This is a genomic window from Allobaculum sp. Allo2, from assembly GCF_022701175.1.
Taxonomy (GTDB): Bacteria; Bacillota_I; Bacilli_A; order Erysipelotrichales; family Erysipelotrichaceae; genus Allobaculum; species Allobaculum fili.
Map to the genome: position 1 here is coordinate 1,957,613 of NZ_CP078088.1, position 14,744 is coordinate 1,972,356.

General features: G+C 50.3%; 27 protein-coding genes, 2 tRNA genes and 3 pseudogenes. All 32 read right to left on the reverse strand.

Going from position 1 to position 14,744, the window contains the following annotated elements; translation table 11 throughout:
- Nucleotides 1-270 precede the first annotated feature (270 nt).
- The 32 genes and pseudogenes from KWG61_RS17650 to KWG61_RS11150 all read right to left on the reverse strand — a co-directional run bounded on the left by KWG61_RS17650 (nucleotide 271) and on the right by KWG61_RS11150 (nucleotide 14,671).
- Nucleotides 271-708 carry a transposase gene (locus KWG61_RS17650; protein WP_367614373.1) on the reverse strand — a complete coding sequence of 146 codons (438 nt, stop codon included), beginning with the start codon at nucleotides 706-708 and terminating at the stop codon, nucleotides 271-273.
- Nucleotides 693-1,100 (reverse strand): transposase, encoded by a 408-nt coding sequence (locus KWG61_RS11005; protein ID WP_230268134.1) that lies wholly within the window; start codon nucleotides 1,098-1,100, stop codon nucleotides 693-695. The genes KWG61_RS17650 and KWG61_RS11005 overlap by 16 nt, the downstream gene beginning before the upstream one ends.
- An 81-nt stretch (nucleotides 1,101-1,181) precedes the next feature.
- Complete coding sequence (locus KWG61_RS11010; protein ID WP_242743746.1) at nucleotides 1,182-1,346, reverse strand: hypothetical protein; 165 nt, start codon at nucleotides 1,344-1,346, stop codon at nucleotides 1,182-1,184.
- A 162-nt stretch (nucleotides 1,347-1,508) separates the two neighbouring features.
- The gene (locus KWG61_RS11015) at nucleotides 1,509-1,721 is read right to left on the reverse strand and encodes a tail assembly chaperone (protein ID WP_242743747.1); all 213 of its coding nucleotides are present in this window, start codon (nucleotides 1,719-1,721) and stop codon (nucleotides 1,509-1,511) included.
- Nucleotides 1,700-1,828, reverse strand: a complete 129-nt coding sequence (locus KWG61_RS16365; RefSeq protein ID WP_256460672.1) for a hypothetical protein — start codon at nucleotides 1,826-1,828, stop codon at nucleotides 1,700-1,702. Before KWG61_RS16365 ends, KWG61_RS11015 begins: the two co-directional genes overlap by 22 nt.
- 21 nt (nucleotides 1,829-1,849) lie before the next feature.
- On the reverse strand, nucleotides 1,850-2,128 hold the full coding sequence (locus KWG61_RS11020) for a hypothetical protein (RefSeq protein WP_242743748.1): 279 nt from the start codon (nucleotides 2,126-2,128) through the stop codon (nucleotides 1,850-1,852).
- 28 nt (nucleotides 2,129-2,156) lie between these two features.
- Nucleotides 2,157-2,375 (reverse strand): annotated as a pseudogene (locus KWG61_RS17655) (phage major tail protein, TP901-1 family); the annotation flags it as partial.
- 1 nt (nucleotide 2,376) lies between these two features.
- The gene (locus tag KWG61_RS11025; protein ID WP_230268538.1) at nucleotides 2,377-2,775 is read right to left on the reverse strand and encodes a hypothetical protein; all 399 of its coding nucleotides are present in this window, start codon (nucleotides 2,773-2,775) and stop codon (nucleotides 2,377-2,379) included.
- Nucleotides 2,776-2,836: 61 nt separating this feature from the next.
- The gene (locus KWG61_RS11030) at nucleotides 2,837-3,139 is read right to left on the reverse strand and encodes an HK97 gp10 family phage protein (protein WP_242743749.1); all 303 of its coding nucleotides are present in this window, start codon (nucleotides 3,137-3,139) and stop codon (nucleotides 2,837-2,839) included.
- On the reverse strand, nucleotides 3,136-3,441 hold the full coding sequence (locus KWG61_RS11035; protein WP_230268535.1) for a hypothetical protein: 306 nt from the start codon (nucleotides 3,439-3,441) through the stop codon (nucleotides 3,136-3,138). Before KWG61_RS11035 ends, KWG61_RS11030 begins: the two co-directional genes overlap by 4 nt.
- Entirely contained in the window at nucleotides 3,438-3,755 is a 318-nt protein-coding gene (locus tag KWG61_RS11040) for a phage head-tail connector protein (RefSeq protein WP_242743750.1), read from the reverse strand. Before KWG61_RS11040 ends, KWG61_RS11035 begins: the two co-directional genes overlap by 4 nt.
- Nucleotides 3,756-3,769: 14 nt before the next feature.
- On the reverse strand, nucleotides 3,770-4,483 hold the full coding sequence (locus KWG61_RS11045; RefSeq protein ID WP_242743751.1) for a hypothetical protein: 714 nt from the start codon (nucleotides 4,481-4,483) through the stop codon (nucleotides 3,770-3,772).
- Nucleotides 4,484-4,500: 17 nt separating this feature from the next.
- Complete coding sequence (locus tag KWG61_RS11050) at nucleotides 4,501-4,722, reverse strand: hypothetical protein (protein WP_242743752.1); 222 nt, start codon at nucleotides 4,720-4,722, stop codon at nucleotides 4,501-4,503.
- Between the two features lie 8 nt (nucleotides 4,723-4,730).
- Nucleotides 4,731-5,300: a DUF4355 domain-containing protein gene (locus KWG61_RS11055; RefSeq protein ID WP_230267053.1), complete on the reverse strand. Its 570-nt coding sequence runs from the start codon at nucleotides 5,298-5,300 to the stop codon at nucleotides 4,731-4,733.
- A gap of 87 nt (nucleotides 5,301-5,387) precedes the next feature.
- Nucleotides 5,388-5,705 (reverse strand): ribosomal-processing cysteine protease Prp, encoded by a 318-nt coding sequence (locus KWG61_RS11060; RefSeq protein ID WP_230267054.1) that lies wholly within the window; start codon nucleotides 5,703-5,705, stop codon nucleotides 5,388-5,390.
- 149 nt (nucleotides 5,706-5,854) lie between these two features.
- On the reverse strand, nucleotides 5,855-6,007 hold the full coding sequence (locus tag KWG61_RS11065) for a hypothetical protein (protein ID WP_230267055.1): 153 nt from the start codon (nucleotides 6,005-6,007) through the stop codon (nucleotides 5,855-5,857).
- 2 nt (nucleotides 6,008-6,009) lie between these two features.
- Nucleotides 6,010-6,195, reverse strand: a complete 186-nt coding sequence (locus KWG61_RS11070; RefSeq protein WP_230267056.1) for a hypothetical protein — start codon at nucleotides 6,193-6,195, stop codon at nucleotides 6,010-6,012.
- Entirely contained in the window at nucleotides 6,185-6,484 is a 300-nt protein-coding gene (locus KWG61_RS11075; protein ID WP_242743753.1) for a hypothetical protein, read from the reverse strand. The genes KWG61_RS11070 and KWG61_RS11075 overlap by 11 nt, the downstream gene beginning before the upstream one ends.
- Nucleotides 6,451-7,589: pseudogene (locus KWG61_RS17660) on the reverse strand (N-6 DNA methylase). Before KWG61_RS17660 ends, KWG61_RS11075 begins: the two are co-directional and overlap by 34 nt.
- 45 nt (nucleotides 7,590-7,634) lie before the next feature.
- Nucleotides 7,635-8,303, reverse strand: coding sequence for a hypothetical protein (locus tag KWG61_RS11090; RefSeq protein WP_242743757.1), 669 nt, complete (start codon nucleotides 8,301-8,303; stop codon nucleotides 7,635-7,637).
- Between the two features lie 62 nt (nucleotides 8,304-8,365).
- Complete coding sequence (locus KWG61_RS11095) at nucleotides 8,366-8,932, reverse strand: minor capsid protein (protein ID WP_242745674.1); 567 nt, start codon at nucleotides 8,930-8,932, stop codon at nucleotides 8,366-8,368.
- Between the two features lie 16 nt (nucleotides 8,933-8,948).
- Entirely contained in the window at nucleotides 8,949-9,560 is a 612-nt protein-coding gene (locus tag KWG61_RS11100; protein WP_242743759.1) for a hypothetical protein, read from the reverse strand.
- The gene (locus KWG61_RS11105) at nucleotides 9,547-10,935 is read right to left on the reverse strand and encodes a phage portal protein (protein ID WP_230267059.1); all 1,389 of its coding nucleotides are present in this window, start codon (nucleotides 10,933-10,935) and stop codon (nucleotides 9,547-9,549) included. Before KWG61_RS11105 ends, KWG61_RS11100 begins: the two co-directional genes overlap by 14 nt.
- A pseudogene (locus KWG61_RS17665) lies at nucleotides 10,936-11,372 on the reverse strand (terminase large subunit).
- Nucleotides 11,306-11,671: a phage terminase large subunit gene (locus tag KWG61_RS16370; protein WP_256460673.1), complete on the reverse strand. Its 366-nt coding sequence runs from the start codon at nucleotides 11,669-11,671 to the stop codon at nucleotides 11,306-11,308. Before KWG61_RS16370 ends, KWG61_RS17665 begins: the two are co-directional and overlap by 67 nt.
- Nucleotides 11,640-12,182, reverse strand: coding sequence for a PBSX family phage terminase large subunit (locus KWG61_RS16375; RefSeq protein ID WP_256460674.1), 543 nt, complete (start codon nucleotides 12,180-12,182; stop codon nucleotides 11,640-11,642). Before KWG61_RS16375 ends, KWG61_RS16370 begins: the two co-directional genes overlap by 32 nt.
- Entirely contained in the window at nucleotides 12,172-12,591 is a 420-nt protein-coding gene (locus KWG61_RS11125; RefSeq protein ID WP_230267061.1) for a terminase small subunit, read from the reverse strand. The genes KWG61_RS16375 and KWG61_RS11125 overlap by 11 nt, the downstream gene beginning before the upstream one ends.
- Nucleotides 12,592-12,720: 129 nt before the next feature.
- A tRNA-OTHER gene (locus KWG61_RS11130) sits at nucleotides 12,721-12,786 on the reverse strand.
- 4 nt (nucleotides 12,787-12,790) lie between these two features.
- A tRNA-Ser gene (locus KWG61_RS11135) sits at nucleotides 12,791-12,878 on the reverse strand.
- Nucleotides 12,879-12,955: 77 nt separating this feature from the next.
- Nucleotides 12,956-13,339 (reverse strand): hypothetical protein, encoded by a 384-nt coding sequence (locus KWG61_RS11140; protein ID WP_242743763.1) that lies wholly within the window; start codon nucleotides 13,337-13,339, stop codon nucleotides 12,956-12,958.
- 582 nt (nucleotides 13,340-13,921) lie between these two features.
- Nucleotides 13,922-14,077 (reverse strand): hypothetical protein, encoded by a 156-nt coding sequence (locus KWG61_RS11145; RefSeq protein WP_242743765.1) that lies wholly within the window; start codon nucleotides 14,075-14,077, stop codon nucleotides 13,922-13,924.
- Between the two features lie 171 nt (nucleotides 14,078-14,248).
- A complete protein-coding gene (locus tag KWG61_RS11150) occupies nucleotides 14,249-14,671 on the reverse strand; it encodes a RusA family crossover junction endodeoxyribonuclease (protein ID WP_230267065.1) in 423 nt (140 codons plus the stop codon).
- Between the last annotated feature and the right edge of the window lie 73 nt (nucleotides 14,672-14,744).

Sequence of the window (14,744 nt, forward strand, 5' to 3'; positions counted from 1 at the left end):
GGATTGTTCTAAGAAGAGGAAGCATGACGAAAAGGATAATTTTTCGTGTTCAAAAAATCACCTGATCGTCAATTAGTGTTTTATCAAACTGTTCTACCTATATCTTTGCCTTTTCCTTTTACCTTCGCGGTCGACCAGGGCGAACAGATTCTGTCTTTCGTTCCAGAAGTTTAACAAGCCCTGCTCCGGTATACGCTCCTTCATTCCAGAAGAACGATCGAGTTGCAGCCGTAAGAAAGGTAAAGTCGATTTTTCGTTCAGCCTTCCGTTTCACAGCCCGTTCCAGCTGAAGGCGAATCTTCTTCCTTTTTCAACGTGATTACGAATTCTCGAATTCATGTTGTAAATGGTCCTCTTGGCGTAGACCTCTCCAATGACCAGTTCTTTCTTCCTGCCATGAATATGTTCCAGGCCCAGCTCTCTTTTGAGGTCTCTGAAACTGATTTCGATCTGCCAGCGCAGCCGGTAGATTTCCTTCAGATCATCCGTGCTGAAGGAATCAGCAGAGAGGTTGGTAAAGAGTGTAATAAAGGACTCTTTTTCCCCGCATTTAACCTTAAATCTGACTGCTCTTCCATGGAGGGGCAGCTCCGTTACACCGTTTGAAAACTCAGGGTGTTTTGGATAAGAAGAAATGTACTTGTATGTATCCCAGTTTTTCTTAACTTTCTTATTGTTCTTGGAAGTTAAAGTTACATCAAACGGAATGTCATACTCTTCGGTTTCCGGTGTGGGATGGGTATGTCAAAAATTTTGTCCTCGATATCTGAAATATCCCGGCTGCCTTTAGGAACTGCCTGTGGTTCGAATGTACCAAGGCGATCACGAGGAATACGCAGATCCAGTTCGCACTGAGAAGACCTTACCGTCTTCTCAGAATAGCCGTTGCGCCGGTTGTCCGTCGATTTAGGAGCATGCGATCCGCTGGTATAGCCGAGATGCGAGTCAAGTTCTCCCTGGAGCATCTGTTCAAGGACAGGGCCAAAGATTTCCTTGATGAGGTCTGAGGCTTCTTTAAACGTCTTAGGCTTGTATTCCTTAACGATGGTTGAAGCAATCTGTTCCTGAAGGGTTGGTGCAGCTTTAGCTTTACGTGGCATAAGTGGTCTCCTTGTATAAATTTGTCAGGCTCAAGCTGATTGTATCAGCCTGATGCCTTGATGGAATTTACACAAAAGACCTTACACTCTCGCTTCCGATCTCTCCTGCATTGCCTCTTTCTGGGCCTTCTCATAGTCGAAAAGCTTCTTAACGCTTGGATAGACCAGATGGCCATTCTTCTTGCGGAAGCCTGCACGATTTGTATCGAATGCGTTCTGCGCACTCCAGTAGTAGCGGTCCGCCATCTGCAGACGATGCGCACGGCATAAAGGCGGTACTCCCGCAGATCGAGCAGGAGCACCTGTTCAATAGACTTAAAACCGAAATAGCGAAAACAGTCTACGGCAATCGAGTCCGTCAGCTCTTTCAGGCTTTTGGGACCGGACTGTTCAGAAGGCCGAGTTTCTTCAGCTTTCCTTTGCAGACATTCGCTGTCGATAAAAATCGATCACTTCCGATCCGAGTTTCTCCAGATCGACTTCGCCTTCTTCGAACCATTCCGTCAGTTCGTCCTTGTTCAGACGCGGGGTCTGCCTGATGTTCAGTGCCATGATTGTGTCGATCAGCACGCGCACATCGCCCATGTCGCGGATCGAAATCACCGCATTGACCAGCCCCATTTCCATCGTTTCCCGCTGATTGTTCGGGTGCTGGTCTTCTCGATTTCGTTAAGAAAAGCGATAGACGCCTTAAGCGGGTAAAGCGTTCCATTTACATTGATTTCCATTTTTCTTCTCCTGCTTTGCTGCTATTCCGCTGCCTGAGTCGTATCGGCGAACAGATACTGTACAAGATCTTTCTGTTCCTGAGTCAGGGTCACCCATCCGGATACGCCCATGCCGTTGATCGAGTAGGTCTGAGAGAGTTCAGCGAAGTCTTCTGCTCCGGCAGACAGCTCCAGACTCGTAATGTATCCCTGATGGTAGCGGGCCTTGTACTTCTCTGCATTGGTGTCGACGCCTTTTTGGACGTGTCGACTTCCCAGATCTCCATGAGATCGTTTTCTCCATCGCTTCGGTAAGATCATCCGCAATGCCGTCATCATTCGTTACCAGAGAGGTAACCGAAATCTCGCATTCGCCCGCTCCTGGTACACGGATCGTTCCGTCCTTTGTTGCAACGGAATCGGCGTCTTTGGAAAGGCTGCGGCTGCCTTCTATCTGAAGCGCAATTACGGCTGCGCCCTCTTCTGTGCGTTTGGAATAACGACGCACCAGGTAGATGATTTTGTCGCCCTTAACGGGATCGGCAAAACGCTGAAGATTGAAATTCATTTCATTTCCTCCTGTAGTGTTTGTAGGTGAGGGTGAGAATCCCTCTGTAAAGCGGCTGGCTGGTTGTCGTATCCGGAAGATATTCCAGAGTGCAGGACGACAGGCACCAGCTGTACGTTTTTGTCTGGTCGATGCGTCGGCAGATCTGCCGGACAGCAAAAAGCAGGGAATCCACTGTCCCCCGCTGTGTTGGATCGTTATGCCATACATCAATCGAAATGGATGTCTGACCAAAATAGGCCCCCTTCATCCGAAAATCTTCAATTTCATACCCGTCATTGAGAAAGATGAAAGGATACGGCGTGCTCTCAGGCGGCAGGAATGTATCGAAAACAATATCCGGATACGTCTTGCGCAGCAGCACAAGCAAAGCCCCGAACAGCTCCATTGCCGGGTTCATTTGGCAATCACCTTTTTCAGGTCCCGCAGAAACTTCGGCTTCTGCTCTTCAAATGCCGGTTTCATGTACGGCTGCGCAGCCATGAAGCGGGTTCCTTTTCCACATATTCGGCGTAGTCCACTTCGGCACGGACTACACCGGCCATGCCGTCCTGCTCCATGGATGGGGTGATGCTTTCCCGCAGCTGTCCATGATGGCCGCCGGGGTTGGTCTCTTCGGTCGAAACCGGGGCTTTTCTTTGAGCGCCTGCGGTCAGCTCTGCCGTATTGAGCCGGACCACCTTCTGAATAGCGCTGCGATTGGCTTTGGCCAGCAGCTTTTTCTGAAACGGCTTGAGGCCGCCGATGGTTGCATTCAGTCTCATGTCTGCACCTCCGATACGATAAACGACTCCTTGGTTCTGAGCCGGCGCCGAAAATCTACTTTGTACCGCCGCCCTCTTACCTCGATCTGATCGAACACAATGTCTGTGTGGTTCTGGATATGGATCGTCAGGCTCCCCTGCTTCAGGCTTCCATAAACCAGCTTCAGCATTTCCGCTCTGGTATCCATCACGGATGCGTACAGAGCTGTTTTTGTCTCTGCCCGGTCCTCGTAATTGCAGGTATCTGGGTTGAAATGGCCCGGATCTGAGCGGACCAGCTCGATTTTCGTGTCATATCTCATAAAAACCGAAGCCTCCGGATTGGGTTTTCATTCCTGGATCTCCAGTCCTGAATGTCGTCCATGAAGTCGGCAAAGTCATTGTCTTTGTAGGAAATGCTTTCGCCTTCCACGTTGTGGCTCTGCATTCCTTCGGATCCGATCCGGTTAAAGCGCCGCACAGACGCCTCAACGGCGATGTAGTTCATCTCTTCCGGTACGTCTTTGACACCAAGCAAAGAGGCCAGACGGGCTGAAGTCAGCGTAATGACGGACTTCAGCTTTTCGTCCTGGCTTTCATCACTCAGTCCCAGGAGCGTTTTTACCTGGTCAAGCATAGACACTGCCCCGCCTATGCCGTTTTCATCTTGATTTTGACAACGGCTTTCTTGTTGTCGGCCGGGATGTACTCGCCTGCCTTGCCTGCACCCTGCAGGGCTACGCCGTCAAAGTCTTCCGACTCGATGGTCCGCGCGGTGTTGATGCCGGTGAAGGCCTTGGCAATTCCGCCGACGTAGGCATAGCAGATCTCGCCGGTCTGGAACATGGAGTCCGGCACTTCCTCGATCAGGAAGCCTTTGAACTTCACGATGCCGTTTTCATCGATGTTCACGCTGCTGTTTTTGCTTGTCGTGGCCAGAGCGCTGTCCACGATCAGGTTGTACAGATCGCTGGTGACTTTGGCATAGCGCGTGCCGACTGCCTCGATGTTGGTGAAGTATTTCGAGAGCTCGTTGAACAGTGCTTTCGGATCCGAATCAGACAGAGTTGTTGCCGATGTGGTAATCGTCTTGCCGGCAGACTGGGAAATGAACTTGCCGTGAGCTTTGTTGAACATTTCCGTTTTGGCCAGAGCCTGAAGCTCAAGACGGTCGGCAATGGCCTGTTCCAGGCTGTTGTTGACGGTGTGTCGGTCGATTCCCTCATGAAAGTTCCATCCCCATGTGTATTCGACATCCTCGTCTTCATACGTAATTTCCGTACGGTTTCCAAAGCGGTTCGAGTTTCCTGTGCCAGTCTTGAATGCTTTGGTATCCGTCTTGTCGTAGCCGGTACCAATCGCCACCGGAATATCACAGGTCTTTACGCTGAATGCTTTCTTGTTGAAAGCGACGCCATCAAGCGCCTCCAGGCCGCCGACAAAGAAGTCATTGAAGTATGACTTTTGGCAAAGACTGCGGGCAGCAGCTCTTTAAACTGCATGCCGTAAGTGCGAACGCCTTTTTCATTGTTTGCGCCTGTCGGTGTGGTTGTCGTACTAGTTCCATCACCTTCCGCAAAGCGCTGAAGTTTAAATTCGTTCATGGTTCCTCCTATTTCCATTTGTCCAGTTTCTTCTGGAACGGACTGACAGGCTCGTGATTGATGGATGTTCCAAAAGGCGTAGAACCGGTTGCTCTTGCCTTTTCGCCTGCCTGTCTTTCTGCCTGAAGCAGTGCCGCCATCTTCTGAATGTTGGCGTTCGTGTCTTCGGCATCCTTGCCTACAACGAAATCGAGTACATCGTTGGACACAGTCAGCTTGTAGTCTTTCGAAAAGATCTCTGCAGCGCTCTTTCTCAGTTCCGCCTGCTTCTGTGCCTGTTCCAGTTTGGCCACCTGCTCTTTGAGGCTCTGCGCCTCTTTCTGAGCCTGCTCCAGTTCATAGGCGCGTTTCTGGTCCGCGTTCATCTTCGCCAGCTTCTCGCCTTCCTTACGGGCATCATCAACGGCTTTATCCCGATCAGCCGCCCACTTAGCGAATTTTGCGCTGATGATCTTGTCCAGATCAGCGTCTGTATACTTGGCAGCTTCGCCTTTTGGCCCTTCTGCCGGTTTGCCCTGCTCATTTGCCGGGGCGTTGTCTGCTTCGTCAGCAAAACGCTGAAGATTCAGTTTTTCCATGATGTTCCTCCCGGTTTAACGTCATGTCGGACGATTCTTCCAGAGCTTTTAATGCCGTCCCTGCCTGGGCATAGAAAAAGCGGACCGTTAAGCCCGCCCAATCTTCAGTTGAACATATTGGGGATAGGCCTGTTCAAGAGCCTCAATACCTGTGAGAAAGAAGTTCAGATAATCCCTTGCTTCCTCCTCTTCCCTCCCTCTGATGATCGGATCAGGGGTGATCTTAATTACAGATACTTTTTCATTCTCTGTAATGGCTTTGACTACACACTTCGGCAGAGCTCTTTTGAGCGTTTCATACAGGGTAGAAACCGCGGCGCATACGATATCCGATCCGGCTGGTGCATAGCCCGCATGACCTTCAATCGAGATGTAGGAGCGCAGATCTGTTTTAACAGTGATCATTGTTAGAGCTCTCTTTGGCAGCCTGGCGGAGCACTTCAGCGTGGATACAGTCAATTCTGATCCGTTCTTCAGCTTCCTCGGTCAATCCGCAGGCAAATTCAAAGAGAAGGAATGCGTAGATCAGAACGATCAGTAGGAAGAGCAAGAATTCAGTCATTGCATTCCTCCCACAGCATTTTGAAAAACTGCCATATCCAACGCAATGCGATCACCACACCTCCAATGAGAAAAGCAGCTGCAAGCAGCGCCAACGATCCGCCAAGCAAGCAGATGACGATTCGGTTCAATACTTCTTCTGTCATTTTTACTCCATGACCTTGCGGATCGCCAGGATCGCCGCAAAGATCACAACGATTGCTAGCGGGATCCAAATAGGTGCCAGCACCCACCACCATGACCAGGTAATATATCCGGTCAGTTTAAGCACAACAAAAGCGATGGTAAGCAGCCCGCAAAAGCCGATCCCACCGCTCTGTTTGTTATCGTTCATTTTTTCTCCTTTCGGGAATCTCGATTTCGCCGCTCATCAGTTTAGGCAGCAGATAGTCTCTCATCTGTGCCAGCATTTCATTCTCTAAGTTGTTGAGCAGCACGACTCTGTTTACCCACATCTGCATAAACTGGGTAAAAATTTCGGGAAGAACTTCCTTGCTTTTGAATCGGATGGTAAGTTCTCGGCTTCTGGTAAATGTTAAATAGTCTTCCGATTCCAACTTGATCCCAGACAACTTCTGAATCATGTTCGCTACTTCATCGCTGTTTTTTTCTGCTGTTCCCATAAATCCTTCTCAAAACCTAGTTCTTTAGCCAGCGTTTCGTTGATGGTCAGTTTGCAGGCGTTTTTCTGTCTGACAATAGAGTTATAGCGTTCTGCAATCCATTCCAGTTTGGTCTGCTCCTGTTCGTCTGGATCTGTATTCAGATAAAGACCGGGCGAAAGACGGCAATCATTCTTTATCAGTAAATCAGCGCTCCGAAAAGTCGAAAAATCAGTATCCAGACGGTAATTGACAGCCTTCGTGATGTTTTCGATTGCTTGATCATTCAGAACGTTCAGTTCTTTGCGATAGATCCGCCCGGTATGCGATGTTCCTCCGTACTGTCCTCTCTGCTCACGAACTTCTTTTGAAGCCAGCCTTGAGGCATCAATCAGCATCACGTGATCAGCGGGTTCATGAGAGAGAACCAGAACACAGACAGGAATTGATGTAGAAAGAAACATTTTTCAGGGCATTTGATGACAGCCTTCAGGCGCCCGGATTGAAGAAGCGAACGAACAACGCTTTTATCCTTCGTCTCGTTGAGAATTCCCGCCGGGAGAATCACTGCGGCTCTTCTTGCCGTTCGATCGAGCGCAGACAATACAAATGACCAGTTACCCGTATTTGCGGGCGGCCAAAGGCTTGCGGGCTGGATGTTAAAAGGCGGATTCGAGATAGCCCCGTCCGCCTTTGTCTGATCTGTCAGAAAGGTCAGTGCGTCAGCCTGGACAACTTCAGCATCCAGTCCATGAACCGCATAGTTGAATCGAAGGCAGGCCGCTGCTTTTGGATCCAGCTCGATTGCTTTGATCTTTGTGTCTGGATCAGCATAGAGAGAAAGAGATCCGGTTCCTGCGCACAGATCAACAAGCGTCCTGCATGGTCCGACAAGATGTAGCAGAAGCTTTGAAAGCGAAGGCGGCGTATAGTCCTGTTTCAGCCCTTCCCGATCCGCCAGATAGTACTGATAGAATTCACGGATCCAATCCCGATCTGTTCCGAACTCTTCCTGGTACCTTTCGATCAGATCCGAACTGCTGCGATTCAGAATCTCTGGTACTTCTTCGACTTTATCGGTTTCCAGCATACGCAGGAATCTGTCTTTGAATTCCAGAAGTTCCATCTGTTACCCTCCTTTCGAGCAAAAGAAAAGAGCCGGTTAGCGGCTCTAATATGCAACTCCATTCATAAATTCAGTGTAGTAAACGTTCTGGCCAATTTCTCGAAGTTCATCCAATAACTCTTCATATCCATTTGGTGCATTAGACTTTAAATGATTTGGACGAGAATAGTCGAACCAGGGCTTCAGCAATTCGTAGAGCTCATCTTCTTTCGCCTTAGCAACCACGTATTCATCTTTTTCAAGTAATTTTCTTTCTTCGAATTTGCTCATATCGTCCTCCACTAAGTAAAAGGTCCTCAATTCAGTATATACTTCATCATACTTTCCCAAACCAAGTGTTTTTGCAGAATAAGCACTAATATTTTCTAAATCGTACTTTGGGAGATATTTTAAGACCTTTTCTTCAGCATATCGATGCCGATAGGAAAAATATTCGTTTCTGGTTTCTTGAGTAATCTCACAGATCTTCTCCCGATATTCTTTAGCATCTTTCCAGTGAAACAGCTCGTGAATCATCGTCACGTCCAGGTTATGCGGCATTAAGGATTTGTCATTAGGATCAAGCTCAAAGGCAGTTTTATTCGTCAGATAATAACCTAGTTTTAAAACGTCCTGTACCGGATCGTAAGCCGCCAATGCTCCTGTACTAAGTGTTGTATCGTTGACAATGATTATTTTTGTGTTCCCCAAATCGCTTAGGCCGTGAGCCTTCATGGCCGTCTGAACCGCTTTATTGACCTCATGTACCTGTCGCGATTTAACATGAACGCCTTCTTCTACATACCAGTTTTTCGTTCTTCAATTGGATAGGCTTTTCGCTCTTCTCGAAAATTCGTTGTAAACGTTTCAGGCTGTTCTGCATTTAAACTAACAGTCTTATATTCCTGCTCCTCCTGATGCGCTTTGAATTCAATTTCATGGTTCTGCGCTTCCCACTCTTCCCACGTCAGTGCGTCCTCGTCGTCCTCATGCTCTTCCATATAGTCGCACCATTCATCGAACGCAGCCTCATCAAAGTCCTTATCGCCGTCTTCGTCTCTGGCTTCATACGGGGCAATGGAGCAGCGGCAGTTTGGATGCATTGGCGGAGCGTTCTCGCCGGATGCCAGTCGTGGCAGCGGGAAGTGCTCCCCGTTGATTGCCTGGCATTCTTTGCAGCAGTCTGGATTGGCAATGATTTGGAACTCATCAAATCCACAGGCCTTAAACGAATCCAGGGATGCCTGAACTCTCACCCGGCTCAGCTCCGTCGAAATGAGCCTCTGGCACTCTCGGGTTGTTTTCCCCGTTGCCTTTTTAGCTCTCTGGTGAACGGTGCCGCACCCTTTCCCAGAATCAAACAGTCCTGAAGCGCTTTGTTCAGGACTTTTTTAGTTTCGCCTGCTGGGTGCCCCAGATCCGATCGGAGAAGGTCGCTCCATGGAAGGACGCGTGAGCGATGGTGCTTACGTGCTTCAGGTTGGTAAGTACCGTATCGCCCAGAATGCCGGCCTGTCTTGTGTAGGTCTGCAGGATGCGGTCATTGAGAGCGTCCTCAACGACGCTGCAGGCTTTGCGCTGGGCGTTGGCAATCCGCAGGCTGATCTGGCGCTTGAGCATATCCAGACGGGCAATCTTCATGGCGGTGTTGTAGCGCTTCATGTCCTGATCGGCTTGCTGGGTGAAGTAGCTTTTGGCTGCGTCATGCGCCCACGTTCCCGCCGCCATGTCTTTTGCTGCATCTTCACAGTAGCGTTTGGCCAGACGGAAATAGTAGCGGATATCGGTCCGATCCAGATACTGCTTCGCCAGGGCATAGGTCAGGCCGTTTTCATCAGCGTACTTCTGATAGAACACCGCAATCTGTTCGCTGATTTCATCGTTCATCGTCTGATAGATGTCCTGCAGCTTCTGGTGCCACTGCACATTGTTTGCCTGGCACTCCTTCGTCCAGTCGTCTTCCCGCTCCTGCCAGTACTTACTGGAGGCCATAACCGCCCTCCGTCTCTTCCAGGCTGTCTTCCTCTTCCGGGGTCACAGACGGGTGAGAATCGAAGTCCATGAGCGGCTGAGGCTCCTGTTCCTGTTCGATTTTCTCAAGCTCTGCCTTCGGATCCGACACGATCGAGAGTAATGAGAGCTGTGTTTCATGGGAGACGATGCCGGACAGCTGTGCAGCTGTCTGTGCCTCTTCCAGGCGATTCTTGGGAAGGTTGCGGCTTGTTGTTACCTGCAGTTCCTTCCATGTGTTCTCATCGCTGACGTTGGTCTTGAGAGTCGCCCAGATCTTGTAGCGCTTGCGCAGGCTCTTCTCAATCTTGCGATCAAAGCCGGATGCCAGATTGCTCATCGCCTGCAGTTTGTAAGCCAGGGCGGTTCCGCTTGAGGCATTGCCAAAGCTTTCATCGCTGATGTTGGCCACCATCGAGATCTGGTAGATCTGCCGATCCAGACGGTCCAGCAGATTTTCCTGCGTGGAGTCAGCTGTCGGCTTGGCCATGAAATCAACCTGCGTGCCCGTCGTATCGCCATAGATTGGCAGGTTGATGATCCGGTTCTCACGGATCCGTTTCACTTCTTCATCGTCGATATCCACGCCGATCAGCTTCATGTAAGCTTCGGCGAAGGCGTCAACGTCATTGGCTTTTTCACCGATTGCTCGGTTATAGGCTTCGATCAGGCCGGTGACGTTCTCATACAGACCAAGGCGCTGACGGTTCATCAGATACTCGACAACCGGAATCAGTCCGTATGGATTGTCAAGCGTTTCAATGAACTTTCCTTTGTCGAAGCGAATGATCTGATCTCTGGTCAGCACTTCGCCAAACAGTTCGCCCTGGCTGCCTTCAATCTCATGAACGGCATAGCGAACCGCAAACAAGGCTCTGTTCCGGACTGTATCGTCGTAAACGATAAAAAGCTCCTTCGGCGTGCAGACTGTCATTCTGGTCTTTGCTTCCTCGTCCTGGTAGAGGTACTCGAAAGCATGGCCATAAATGCAGACATCCTGAAAGAGCTCGTATTCATGATCAGACAGTTCATTTTCGTTCTGAAATTCGCGCATGGCTTCGGCTACCGTATCATCTGGATGGCTTTCCTTGATTGGAATGCCGTAGGCGTATCCCAGAAACGTTTCTGTGATGTAGCGCGGGTAATTGATCGCCAGCCGGTTATCGGGCTTCCAGTCCGGCTTATCTGGCTGCTGATAAATGCTGTGGAAGCCTTTGTACATTTCTTCAAGGTACTTGTAGCGCTGCATCCGGCTGGCATGCTTGTCGATGAACCGCTTGACCAGCGCATAGTCAAGGTTCACATCTGTCTCGCAAATCAGAGGTTCCGGAAGCTGATATGGTCTTTTGGTACTCATTTAGAATCCTCCTTTGATCGAACGAACCTTCACAGATCCGCGCTGGATGGGCTCCATCGCATAGCGCATGGCGTCCATCAAATGGTTGAAATCATCGATTGGCTTGTTGATCGAATTGCCAAACTTGTCTTTGTCCCACTGGTAGTTCTGAATCTCCGTGATGAAGTTCACGCAGCGCGGCTTGATGATGATCTCGTAGTCCTGGATAAACTGAACGCCGGCTCGTATGGAGTCGGCGCCTTTTTCGATCCGTTGATTTTCAAGCCCAGACGGGCAAGCTCATAGATTGACTTTGGATCTGCGCAGTCGGCGACGATCCGGTTCTTGCAATATCCCAGAGCCTCGATCCGCTCATAGATCCGGCTGTTGGTCATGCCCTTTTCGTAGATCTCATCCCACACCCAGAGTTTTCGATTTGCCTTGTCAGCGAAGCCCACGAAAAAGCGGTTGGATCGTTGGTAAAACCAAAGTCCAGACCGCTTACGGTGACTGCGTCTCCAATGTCGGTAATTTCAAAATCCCGAATGTGGAAGTTCTCATAAACGAGACCATCCACGATTCCCCAGTTGCCCAATCCGGCAACCTCATAGCGCCTCGGATTGCGCTTTTTCATGTCTTCAAGCAGCTGTAAATCGTCGTCATCCAGCCATTCGTTGCAAAGGTAGTTTGTGGTAAGGGCAAGGATGTTTTCGCTCTCAGGAGCGTCAAAAATCGCTTTTGAGCCAATGATGCTCATTCCACGGGTTGAATGTTATCGTCCATTGCTTCCAGAGTCCGTCAGGCAGTTCGCCTCGGATCGACTCATCCAGCGTGCTGAAATCTTCTTCGCTGGTCAGCTCGTAGGCTTCTTCGATCCATCCCCAGCAAAGAGATCCAACAGGCACTGTGATCGACGTAACCTTCAGCGGATCGTCCAGGCCACGGAAAAGAATCTTCTGCCCGGTAGGCTTGTATGTGGCCTCCAGAGGCGACAGCTTGAATTCCCAGAAGCGGGAGCACTTCAGACGCTGACAGGCCCACTGCAGATCCGTAAAACAGCTGTCTTTGAGCGTTCTGTACGTCTTGCGGACAACCAGCAGGTTGGATCCCGGGTGCTTCATCAGGTTGTAGATGAACCAGAGCGCCGTCGTCTTGGACTTCTTGGACGCTCGGCTGCCTTTGACAACCCGGTAGCGACCTTTGAAATTCCAGAACGTCTTATAGCCTTTTCCGACAATGTCCGGCAGGTAGATCTTCTCAGTCTTCAAGATCGCTTTCTCCTGCAAAGACAGGCGTAGCGACTTCCATTTCGACTTTGTCCTTGAACATGCCGTACGCCTTGCCGATCAGCTCAAGCGCCCGGATGCGATCCTGCGTTTTGGATTTAACCTCTTTGATGTCGCCATCCATCGTCAGCAGCTGATCCGTTGTTTCTTCGCGCCCGATCGCTGTCAGACGCTCCATGACCTCCTTGGCATCCATGGTCTTTTCGTCGTGGATCTTAGCCAGGGCAACGTTAATGTATTCGTTGACGCTAACATTTCCTAACAGCCTTGCAGCTGCAGCACCTGCAACGTCAGTGCTCTTCACGTTCTTATAAACAGCCAGGTAGGCCTGAGTGGCGTTCAGACCGTTGGCTAAGTATTCATCGCAGAACTGTTTCTGTTTTTCAGTCATCTCTCAGACCTCCTTTCTTCTCAAAACGTACCCGATCCCGTCACTGCATGAAAAAATTGTTCACAGCCGCTTCGGGCCTGCGGTATCAGAGAAAGAAATCGGACGGTTCGGATACGCATTTCAGAAGACGGCGGCAAGCCAGGACTTGAACCCGGATCTCCCCTCAGAGGGCTCTACGCTTGAGCTACTAGCCGCCATATGGCGCCGGATGGAAGATTCGAACTCCCGGACCCTCTCGGATCCTCTGTTTTCAAGACAGCTGCCTTAAACCACTCGGCCAATCCGGCAAAGAAAAGCCGCCCATTTCTGGACGACTTTCAACACTATCATTTTAGCACCTTGAATCGTGTGCGTTGTGCACAGTTTAGAGCAATCCGCTTGCCACCGCCAGAGATGGCGGAATCTTTTCAAGACATCTGATAATCCGCATCCTTACTCCTGAGGCTGTATACCCGATCTCCTGACCGATCTCCCAATAACGCTTACCCTCGATATATGCAGCCTGCAGGATTGGCTGGCTTTCGCTCTCGATCATGCCGATGAACCTCTCGATCTGTGCGGCCTGCAGGCGATACTGTGCGGCTTTACGCTCTGCCTCAAGCTGATCCGAGAAGATCTCAAGATAGGCCGATTCCTTAGGTCTTCCGGATCCGCCTGGCTCGTGGCTGTAGCCGATTGCTCCAGGCGTCGCCAGATCTTCGTACTTGGCCTGAAGCATTAGTGCCTCGCGGTCCTTTTCGCGGGCCATAGCCAGCAGATCAGAGTAGGATTCAAGTCGCCGTTTTACCGATCGTACTTCGTATGCGTTCAATGCTGTTGCCTCCTCTCAGACGCGAGTCCAATGATATCCGCCTGCCGTGAGATGCGAGTTTTCAGGAAGCGAAGCTCTGCACAGCGAACTGCGACTAGCTCCTGTTTTCGCGGATCCCTCTCTAAGAGACTTGAAAACTTCTCCAGTCTCGACGCACTTGACTTTGACTTTCACGCGCGGTGAGCGCCTCGACAGTCTTTGGATCTTATCCTCTGGATTGACGTACTCCCAGTGAAGGCCTCCGGCTGTTCCTCCGTTGGCCAGAGCCGAAAAAGATCAGAAATCCCCATTTCGTCCATGGCGATCGAAGTAGAATCAAACTCGGTCCCCGTTTCGACACAGCGGACAGGGCGCGGACGCGATCCTCCTTTTTTCATCAAGCATGTCGGTTGCGGCGGCATAAGCGAGTTCCCCAGATGTCACGCGAGAAACAACCTTATCATCAAGAAGTACTACCCAGTCTCTGTACGCAAGCCGCTTTACGACTACCCTGTCGGTATTTTTAGTAGCTTTCATCTCTCACTCCGCCTCCTGGTCGAGAAGACTCGTCCAGTTCCAGATCTTCCGATTCCATCGATGCGCCGCGTCAAGCGCCGCCATTTCCGTCTTGAAGATGCCCACGATTTCTTCATCTTCGATTACAACAAATCGATCTCCATATGCTTCGATTGCCATTCTCATTTCCTTCTTCCTCCAAGTCGTCTTCAATCACGTCAAGCGTGTTCGGATCGATCTTCGTCGATCTGTATCCGTGCGATTCCCGATGCGTGATCCATGTACCGCTGAGATCCACCGTCAGCTCTTCGCCTCTGACGGTCTTGCCGCTCATAGACGTTCCTTCGTAGATCATTCTTCGATTCTCCAGTCTTCGCACCGTCCGCCAAGCTCTTCAAGGTTGATCACGATTCCAGGCTCATCAACCCAAAGCTTTTTACCAGTCTCGATCACGACCTGTGCATCGTCTTCCCAAAACTGCAGCTCGCTCATCACGTCCTTCAGAGTTTTCATCATGTTGTCTGTATCCGGACGAGTCAGCTTGTATGTGAAGAGCAGCTTTTTCGTTGGGGCTTTAAATCCCCATGTCACCTGCAGGAGGACAGGACCCATGATAGGTGCTTTCGGTTTATTCGGTTCGAGTGCTGTCTTCAGCTTTCGTTCCCATTGCTTGAGCTGCGGTGTCTTGTAAGTGCCGCCTGTCCGTTTGTATCGAGTACCGCTCTGATGTGTCACCCGGTCAGGCTGACCAGGCAGCCAAATTGAAATTCTCATGATTTTTCTCTCTTGTGCTTTTCTGCGCTCGGTCCTGACAGTCCCTTGTCCCGTCCGGCGGCTTCAGCCAGAC